General features: G+C 73.6%; 3 protein-coding genes. All 3 read right to left on the bottom strand.

Annotation, left to right across the window (positions count from 1 at the left end):
- Positions 1-6,945 (bottom strand): condensation domain-containing protein (locus ACFU7Y_RS33005; protein ID WP_380770578.1); only part of this gene is annotated, 6,945 nt, incomplete at its 3' end.
- Positions 6,946-7,015: 70 nt separating this feature from the next.
- Positions 7,016-7,873 (bottom strand): sterol desaturase family protein, encoded by an 858-nt coding sequence (locus ACFU7Y_RS33000; RefSeq protein WP_224278058.1) that lies wholly within the window; start codon positions 7,871-7,873, stop codon positions 7,016-7,018.
- A 308-nt stretch (positions 7,874-8,181) separates the two neighbouring features.
- On the bottom strand, positions 8,182-9,249 hold a 1,068-nt coding region (locus ACFU7Y_RS32995; protein ID WP_380770577.1), incomplete at its 5' end, for an XRE family transcriptional regulator.

The following is a 9,249-nucleotide window of genomic DNA, read 5'->3' as shown; positions in this document are numbered from 1 at the left end:
GTCCAGGCAGACCGCGACCACCGAGCCCTCGCCGACGCCGAGTTCGCGCAGTCGTCCGGCGGCACGCTGCGCCTTCCGGTCCAGTTCCCCGTAGGTCAGTCGGCGGACGCCGTCCCGGCCGGGCGCGACCACCGCGACGACCTCCGGTCGCTCGGCGGCGGCCTTGGCGATCAGCTCCGGCACCGGGGTGTCGTGTTCGATCCGACGCTCGGCGCCGCTGAAGCCGGTGAGGATCTCCCGCCGCTCGGCCTCGCCCAGCATCCGCAGCCGCCCGACCGGCTCGCCCTCGGCGGCGCGGGTCATGGCGTCCAGCAGGTTGCGGTAGTGCGCGGCCAGCCGCTGGACGGTAGCGGGCTCGAAGAGGTCGGAGTTGTACTTGAAGACGCAGTGGAAGCAGCCGTCCGCACGGTCCTCGTAGGCGGACAGCGTGATGTCGAACTGTCCTTCCTCCTCAGGGAGTTCGATGTACTCCAGGCGGTATCCGAAGCGCTCCACGGCGACCTTGTGGGTGAGCAGGATGAACATCGCCTGGAACACCGCGGAGCGGCTCGGGTCGTGCTGGAGCCCCAGCTGCTCGACCAGCAGCGGGAAGGGGTACTCCTGGTTGTCCAGGCCGCCGAGCACGCTCTCCCGCACCCGGGCCAGCAGTTCGGCCACGGTCGGCTCCCCGGCCAGGCTCACGTGCAGCGGCAGCGGGTTGACGAAGTAGCCGTAGACGGACGCGAACTCCTCCTGGGTGCGGCCGGTGACCGGGCTGCCGACCACGATGTCCGGCTGCCCGGACCAGCGGTTCAGCAGCAGGTAGTAGGCGCCGAGCAGCACCATGAACGGGGTGGCCCCGTTGGCCCGCGCCAGCTCGTGGACCCTGGCCGTGAGTTCGGCGTCCAGCCGGAAGAACTCGGAGGCGCCGTTGTGGGTCTGCACGGCCGGGCGCGGCTTGTCGGTGGGCAGTGAGAGCACCGGCACCTCGGCCGGCAGGTGGCCGCGCCAGTAGTCGAGCATCCGCCGGGCCTCGGGCCCGGCCAGGAAGCGGTTCTGGCGGTTGAGGAAGTCCAGGTAGCGGGCGGGGACCGGGGGAAGTTCCGGGGTGCGGCCCTGGCGCAGCGCCTCGTAGACCTCGAACAGTTCCTCGATGAAGGTGAAGGTGGAGATCGCGTCCGAGACGATGTGGTGGACGGCCTTCATCAGCACCCAGCGGTCCGGCCCGCGCCGGAACAGCCGCAGCCGTACCAGCGGGTCCCCGGCGAGGTCGTACGGCCGCCGGTACTCACGGACGATCAGGTCGTGGATCTCCTCCCAGGGCCGTCCCTCGACGTCGAACAGCCCGGTGTCGGCCTCGGCCTCCTCCCGGATGCTCTGGACCGGGCGGCCGTCCTCGGCGGTGAAGGTGGCGCGCAGTTCGGGGTGCCGGGCGACCAGGAGGCGGAAGGCCGCGAACATCAGCTCCGGATCGAGCTCCGCGCGGACCTCGACGGCGCCGCCGATGTTGTACGCGAACCCGTCCGGGTGCAGCAGGCGCAGGAACCAGAGCGCCTGCTGGTTGTGGGTGAGCGGGAAGCGGGACTCGTCGGTGTACAGCTCGACCTCGGCCTCGGCCGGGCCGCCGTCGGCGGCGAGCCGCTCGGCCAGGCCCTCGGCGAGCAGGTCGACCAGGTCACCGACGGTGCCGTTGCTGAGCAGGGCCACCACCGGCAGGGCGACGCCCAGTTCGCCGTGCACCCTGGCGCGCAGCTCCATCGCGAGCAGCGAGTCCAGGCCGTGCGCGCCGAGCCTGGTCTCCGCGTCGATCCGCTCGGCGCCGATCCGCAGCACGGCCGCAGCGGCGGCGGTGAACCGCTCGGTGGCCAGGTCCCGGCGGGCCTGCGGGTCGGCCGCGCGGTAGGCGTCCAGGAAGCCGCCGGTCTCGGCCGGGGCCTGCTCGGCGGCGCTCGCCGCCAGGTCGGCGACCAGTGGCGGCGGCGCCGGGTACCAGGAGAGGAAGGTCGGCCAGTCGACCACGGTGGCGACCAGCAGCTGGGCGCGGTCCTGGCCGAGGACGCGCTCCAGGACCGCCGTTCCGGCGTCCGGCGGCAGCGAGCTCATGCCGCGGGCGTCGCGGTAGTGGGCGACCAGGCCCAGCTCCTCGATCATGCCGGTGGCCCAGGGGCCCCAGTCCAGACTGAGCCCGGGCAGTCCCTCGGCCCGGCGGTGGTGGGCGAGGGCGTCCAGGAAGGCGTTGCCGGCCGCGTAGTTGGTCTGCCCGGCGGTGGTGAGCAGCGAGGCGACGGAGGCGAACAGCACGAAGTGGTCGAGCGGTTCGTCGCGCAGCAGCCGGTGCAGCAGGTGGCCGCCGGTCACCTTGGGGGCGTAGCCGGCGTCGAAGGCCGGGCGGTCCATCTGGGCCAGCAGGGTGTCCTTGACCTGCCCGGCGAGGTGGAACACGCCCCGGATCGGCGGGCTCTGGCACTGCCGGTAGTCGGCGAGCCAGTCCGTGAGGGCGGTCTCGTCGGTGACGTCCACCGGGGCGAGCAGCGGTTCGGCGCCGAGCGCCTGGAGTTCGCGCAGGAAGGCGATCCGCTCGCCGACGGGGCTGTCCGGGTCGGTGTGCGCCCACTGGGAGCGCTCGGGCAGGACGGTGCGGCCGACCAGGATCAGCCGCCTGGCGCCGCGCCGGACGAGGGTGCGGCAGAGCAGCCGGCCGAGGGCGCCGAAGGCCCCGGTGACCAGGTAGCTGCCGTCGGGGCGCAGGACCGGGGGCAGCGGGCGGGTGAGGCCCTCGGCCTGTCGCAGCCGGCTGGTGAGCCGGCCGCCGGACCGCAGGGCGATCTCCTGCTCGTCCCCGGCGGCGAGTTCGGCGAGCAGTGCCTCGGCCTGGCCGACGGCGTCGACGGCCGGGTCGAGGTCGATCAGGGTGCCGCGCTGGGCGACCAGTTCCTGCTGCCACAGCACCCGGCCGACACCCCAGGCGGGGGCGCCGAGCGGTTCCACCCGGTCTCCGGGGGTGGCGGGCTGGGCGCCCCGGGTGACGATGTGCAGCCGGCCCTCCGGGCGGGCGGCGGGCAGGGCCTGGGCGAGGGTGATCAGGGAGTAGGCGCCGAGGGTCGCGAGCGGGCCGAGCCGGTCGGCGGCGGTGGCGGCCAGGGCGGGCTGGTCGAGGTTCCAGAGGTGGACGACGGTGCCGAAGCCTGGGTCGAGCTCGGCGAACAGCCGCTGGATGTCCTCTGCGGAGTCGGGCCGCACGGTCGAGTGTCCTTCGCCGTGCCGGTACCCGGTGCCGGGCCGGACCAGGTGGCAGCGGGCGCCGCGCCCGGCGGCCAGTGCGGCCAGCCGTTCGGCGAGGCCGTTGCGGTCGGCGAAGAGCAGCAGGTCGCCGGGGGCTTCGTCCACGGCCGGCTCGGGGGCGGGCACCCAGGCGACCTCGGTGAGCCAGCCGTCGATGGTGGCCAGTCCTACGGAGCTCGGGGCCTGGGCGACGTCGGCGACCCGGAAGCCGGTGACCTTCCCGACCGGGGTGCCGTCCTCGGTGTGGAGCGCGAGGTCGCCGACGAGTTCCTCGCCGCTGTCCCGGGTGACGGTGGCGTGCACCCACAGCGGGCGGTCGCCGATCTCGTCGAGCCGGACCTCCTCGATCGAGACGGGGAGCCGGACGCTGCCGCCCTCCGGCGCGTCCAGCCGGGTGGTGAGCAGGGTCTGGAAGCAGCCGTCCAGCAGCACCGGGTGCAGGTGGTGGTCCGCCGCGTCCGGGCCGAGCCGCCCGGTCGGCCGGATCCGGGCCAGTGCCTCGCCGGGCCCCACCCACACCTCGGCGATGGCCTGGAAGGCGGGCCCGTAGTCGTAGCCGCGCTCGGCCAGTTGCCGGTAGCAGTCCGGGCCGTCGAGGTGCCGCCCCCGGGCGCGGAGTGCGTCCGCGTCCAGTGCGGGCCCGTAGGAGCGGCGCTGGCCGGTGCGGACCCGTCCGCTCGCGTGCACGCTCGGCTCGCCGCCGGCCGGGGTCGAGGCGATGGTGAAGCGGGCGTCCTCCGGCGCGTAGCCGAGCTGGACGGGAACGGGCTCGGTCTCGGAGAGGAACAGCGCCCGGTTCAGCTCGACCTCGGCCAGCGTCACCTCGGTGCCGCCGGTCAGGGCGCGGACGGCCTGGGCGGCCATCTCCAGGTACCCGGCGGCCGGGAAGACCACCTGGCCCTCGATCCGGTGGTCGGTCAGGTAGGGCAGCCGCTCCGGGTCGAGCGCGCTGGTCCAACCGGGCTGGGCACTCGCGGTGCGGCGGCCGAGCATCGGGTGGTCGAGCCGGCCGAGCCGGACCTGCTCGACCGGCTTGGGCTCGACCCAGTACCGGTCCCGCCGCCACGGGTAGGCCGGCAGCGGCACCGGGCGGCCGGCCGGGTGCAGCGCTTCCCAGCTCAACTCGACGCCGAGGGTGTGCAGTTCGGCGAGGCTTCGGGCGAACCGCTCGGGCTCGTCCTGCTGCCGGCGGATCGACGGCAGGGTGTGCGCCTGCTCGGCGCACTCGCGGATCGCGTGGCCGAGCACGGGGTGCGGGCCGAGCTCCAGGAACAGCCCGTGCCCGTCCTCGGCCATCCGTTCGACGGCGGCCCGGAAGCGCACCGGGTTGCGGACGTTCTGCCACCAGTACTCGCCGTCCAGCTCCGGCCCGCGGGCGAGCCCCTCACGGCCGGTGAGGTAGAGCGGCAGCCGCGTCTCCTGCGGCTTGACGGCGGTGAGCGCGGCCACCAGCTCGTCCCGGATCGGGTCCATCCGCACGCTGTGGTACGGGACTTCGACGTCCAGCGGGCGGGCGAAGACGCCCTGTTGCCGCAGGTCCTCGGCCAGCTCGCGCAGCGCCTCGGTGTCCCCGGCCAGGGTCACCGCAAAGGGGCTGTTGACCGCGCCGAGCGACACCTGCGAGCGGTAGGGGCGGATCCGGCGCTCGGCCTCGGCCTCCGGCAGGCCGACCGCGAGCATGGTGCCGGTACCGGCCAGGCGCTGCTGGAGCGTGCTGCGGGCGAGCACCACCCGCACGGCGTCGGCCAGGTCGTACACCCCGGCCTCGTGGAAGGCTGCGACCTCACCGGTGCTGTGGCCGACCACCGCGTCGGGGATCAGGCCGTGGCTCCGCCAGAGCGCCGAAAGCCCCACCTGGACGGCGAAGTTGGCAGGCTGGGCCAGCCAGGTCTCGGCCATCCGGGAGTCCGCCTCGTCCCGGCCCAGCTCGGTCAGCAGCGACCAGCCGGCCTGCGCGCGGATCTCCCGGTCGACGGCCTGCACGGCCTCCCGGTAGACCGGCTCGTGCTCGTACAGCCCCCGGCCCATCCCCCACCACTGCGGGCCCATGCCGGTGAACACCCAGGCCAGCCGGCGCTGCCGGCGTTTCCGGGCACGGCCCTGGACCACCCGCGGGTGCTCCTCGCCGCGCTCGTACGCGGCCAGCGCCTCGTCCAGGTCCTCCCGGGTGGAGTAGACCACTCCGAGCCGCTCGGGCAGGTGCTGGCGGCGGCGCGCCAGGGTGTGGCCGAGGTCGGCCAGGGACGTCCCGCCGGCGATCTCCTGCCGTACGGCGGCGGCCAGTTCGGGCAGTCCGGCGGTGTCCTTGGTGCTCAGCGGCAGTACCGTGCGGGCCGGCCCGGCGACCGGTGTGGTGGGCCCGGGCTGCGGCGGTTCCTCCAGCAGGACGTGGGCGTTGGTGCCGCCGAAGCCGAAGGAGTTGACGCCGGCACGGGCCGGGCCCCGGTGCTCGGGCCAGTCCGCCGGGGCGGTCGGGATCTCGAACGGCAGCGCGTCCAGGTCGATGCCGGGGTTGGGCTGCTCCAGGTTGAGGTGCGGCGGGATGCGGCGGTGCTTGATCGCGAGCGCGGTCTTGATCAGCCCGGCGACGCCGGCCGCCGCCTCGGTGTGCCCGATGTTGGTCTTGACCGAGCCGACGTAGCAGCGCTCCCCGGCGCGGCGGCCGATGCCGAGCACCCGGCCGAGGGCGGCGGCCTCGATCGGGTCGCCGACCGGGGTGGAGGTACCGTGCGCCTCGACGTACTGGAGGCTGCCGGGCAGCACCCCGGCCTCGGCGCAGACCCGCTCGATCAGGGTGACCTGGGCGTCCGCGCTGGGGACGGTGATGCCGTTGGTGCGGCCGTCCTGGTTGACACCGGTGCCGAGGATGACGGCGTGCACCGGGTCCCCGTCGCGCAGCGCGTCGGAGAGCCGCTTGAGCACGACCACGCCGACGCCCTCGGCCCGGACGTAGCCGTCGGCAGAGGCGTCGAAGGCGCGCGAGCGGCCGTCCGCGGAGAGGAAGCCGCCCTTGGTCTCCGCGATCGTGTACTGCGGCGCCATGTGCAGCAACGCGCCACCGGCCAGGGCGAGTTCGGTCTCGCCGCGGAGCAGGCTCTGACAGGCGAGGTGGACCGCGACCAACGAGGAGCTGCACGCGGTGTCGATCGAGACGCTGGGCCCGCGGAAGTCGAAGCAGTGCGAGATCCGGTTGGACACCATCGTCATCATGGTGCCGGTGGCGGTGTGCGCCGCGATGGTGCCGAAGTCGAGGTCGGCGAACTGGAGGATCTTCCAGTCGAGGGTGAAGGCGCCCATGTAGACGCCGACCTCCCGGCCGGCCAGCTCGCCGGGGCGCAGGCCGCCGTCCTCCAGCGCCTCCCAGCTGACCTCCAGGAGCTTGCGCTGCTGCGGGTCCATGTGTTCGGCCTCGCGCGGGCTGATCCCGAAGAAGTCCGGGTCGAAGGTGTCGAAGCCGTCGATGTAGCCGCCCCGGCCGCCGATCAGCCGCCCTGGCTTGGCCCGGTCCCTGCTGCCCAGGGTGCCGATGTCGTAGCGGTCGGCGGGCGTCTCGGTGAGACAGTCCCGGCCCTCGATCAGGTTGCGCCAGTAGGTCCGGTGGTCGTTGGCGTGTCCCGGCAGGCGGCAGCCGATACCGGTGATCGCGATGCGCTCGCGGGACACGGCGAAGGGCGAGGAGGTCATGATCCAATCCGAGGGTGATGGCATGGCGCCGCGGTCACGGGGAGAGTGGGGCGGCCTCGCGGGCCGGGGTTCAGACGGACTGCTCGGTGGTCTTCACCCGGCGCCAGGGGTGCAGCAGGGTGGCGCCGAGTTCCCCCGTGGCGGGGAACGCGACCGGGTCGGTGAGGCCGACGGCCTTCGGCGCTCTGCCGGGCCGCCAGGTGAAGCTCCCGAACACGTGGTCCCAGAGCGAGAGATCGGAGGCGTAGTGGCCGGCTTCGGCGAGGTCGGTGCTGTGGTGCAGGCGGTGGAGTTCCGGGCCGGCCAGGACATGGCCGAGCGGGCCGATTCGGACGTCGATGTTGGCGTGGACGAAATACCCCTGGGCCAGGACGAATATTCCGACCACGAACACTGAATCGGGCGAGAATCCGATGAGAGCCAACGACAGTTGGACCACGGACTGCGCGAGGAGAACGTCCAGGAAATGATTCACACCGTTGTTCGCGACGTTCACCTTGTCCGGGACGTGGTGCACCCCGTGCAGCCGCCAGAGCCACCGGTTGCGGTGGGACCAGCGGTGCACGAGGTAGTCGCCGAGCGAGCCGACCAGCAGCGCGAGTGGGATCTCCACCGCGAACGGCAGCGCCGGGTGGGCCGGGCCGAGCAGTTCCACCAGCGTCGACACCAGCCCCTGAGCCAGCCCTCCGCCGACCATGCTCAGTACGAAGTAGAAGCTGTACCAGCCGAGTTCACGTCGACTCGGATGCCAGTCGGCCCGGTACGGGATCACCCGTTCCAGGATCGCCAGATATCCGATGGTGGCGACCAGGAAGAGCGGGGAGACCCGATCCGGCGCCCAGTGGAAGTGCAGGGTCGCGACGGCCGTGCACAGCACACCCAGGAGCAGCAGCGGATGGGCGAGCCGGCGGGCAATGGCTGACAGCACGCGCCCCCCGTTCTTCGCGGACTAACGACTGGAAACGTCAGAGACTCTAGCGGCAGACGCGTGCCGCGACAGTCATTCGACGTTTTAACTCCATGAATGACCCGATCGGCGGACTATACGCGCACGAAGTTGACGTCTGAATGGCGTGAAGGGGGCGCATTTTCGAGAAAGCGCCGGAGTTGACGGTGCGCGACCGTGGCTGTTCAGGACGGCAAGCGCTGTTGTGCGCCCCTTCTGCGCTGCCCCGCGCGGATACCGATCCGGCCAAACCCGACGGCAGTCGCCACCCCTCTCACACCACCGCCGGGTCAGGAGCGGGCCGGCTCCGCCAGTCGGCGGGCGGCACGGGGCGCGTGCGCCGTGAGACGGTCGCGCAGACCGCGCAGCTCGTACTCGACCAGCGCGGGCAGGGCGGTGGCACCGGTCGTCTCCAGGGCGGGGCCGAGCAGTTCGACGGCCGCCGACGGGTCGTGCGCACAGACGAGGCAGTCGGCCGCCCGGACGATGAAGAGAAGACGGCTGGACGGCAGCTGGTCCGGACCGAGTTGGCCGAGGGCGGTCTCGGTGGCGCTCAGCGCCCGGCGGGCCAGCCGGGGGTCGTCGGTGGCCGCGGCGAGGTCGCGCAGCGCGGCGGCCGCGGCGGACTCGACCCGCATGCGCATCGAGGCGATGGACAGCCAGGGCACGTCCACCTCGTCCTCCGCGCCGATGTGGTCCAGGTGCGTCCGGGCCAGGTCGACCTGCCGGACGGTCGCCCGCACGTCGCCGGTGAGTGCGTACGCCCGGGCCCGGCTGATCCGGCCCATCGCGCCGGCCCAGTGCCGGTCCGGGGCGACCCGTTCGATCTCGCGGGCGTAACCGAGGGCGGCGACCGGGTCGCCGTCCAGCCGGGCCAGGATGCTCATGTCGCTGAGCGTGCCGACCTGGGTGGCCTGGTCCGCGGCCAGCCCGGCCCAGGTGAGGGCGCGGTCGTAGCAGGCCATCGCGGTGGCGTTGCGGCCGTCCTGCATCCGGAGCGCGCCGGCCGCGTGGGCGTGCTCGGCGGCCAGCCGGGCCAGCGGATCGCGCTGTGCGGCGGGGGCGGCGGAGAGCCGGGCGAGCACGGCGTGCAGGGTTCGCTCGACGGCGCCGGCCAGGCCCGGCCGGTCACCGGTCTCGCCGGAGCGCAGGTGGGCGGCGAGCAGGCCGGTCAGGGCGTGCGCGGTGACGGCGTCCAGCGGGGCCGCGGCAACCGGGTCGGCGAGCGCCTCGGGGGCGCAGAACTCGGCGTGCAGGGCGGCGAGTTCCACGGGTTCGGGGACCGCACAGCCCTCGGCGCCGTGCAGCGGGCAGAGCAGGCCGTAGTCGGGCAGCCGCAGCGGAGCGGGGGCCGGGAC

Origin of the sequence: Kitasatospora sp. NPDC057542 (assembly GCF_042801945.1) — a bacterium.
In the GTDB taxonomy this organism is placed as follows: Bacteria; Actinomycetota; Actinomycetes; order Streptomycetales; family Streptomycetaceae; genus Kitasatospora.
Note: the sequence above shows the minus strand (reverse complement) of the source record. Positions and strands in the feature narration are given on the sequence as shown.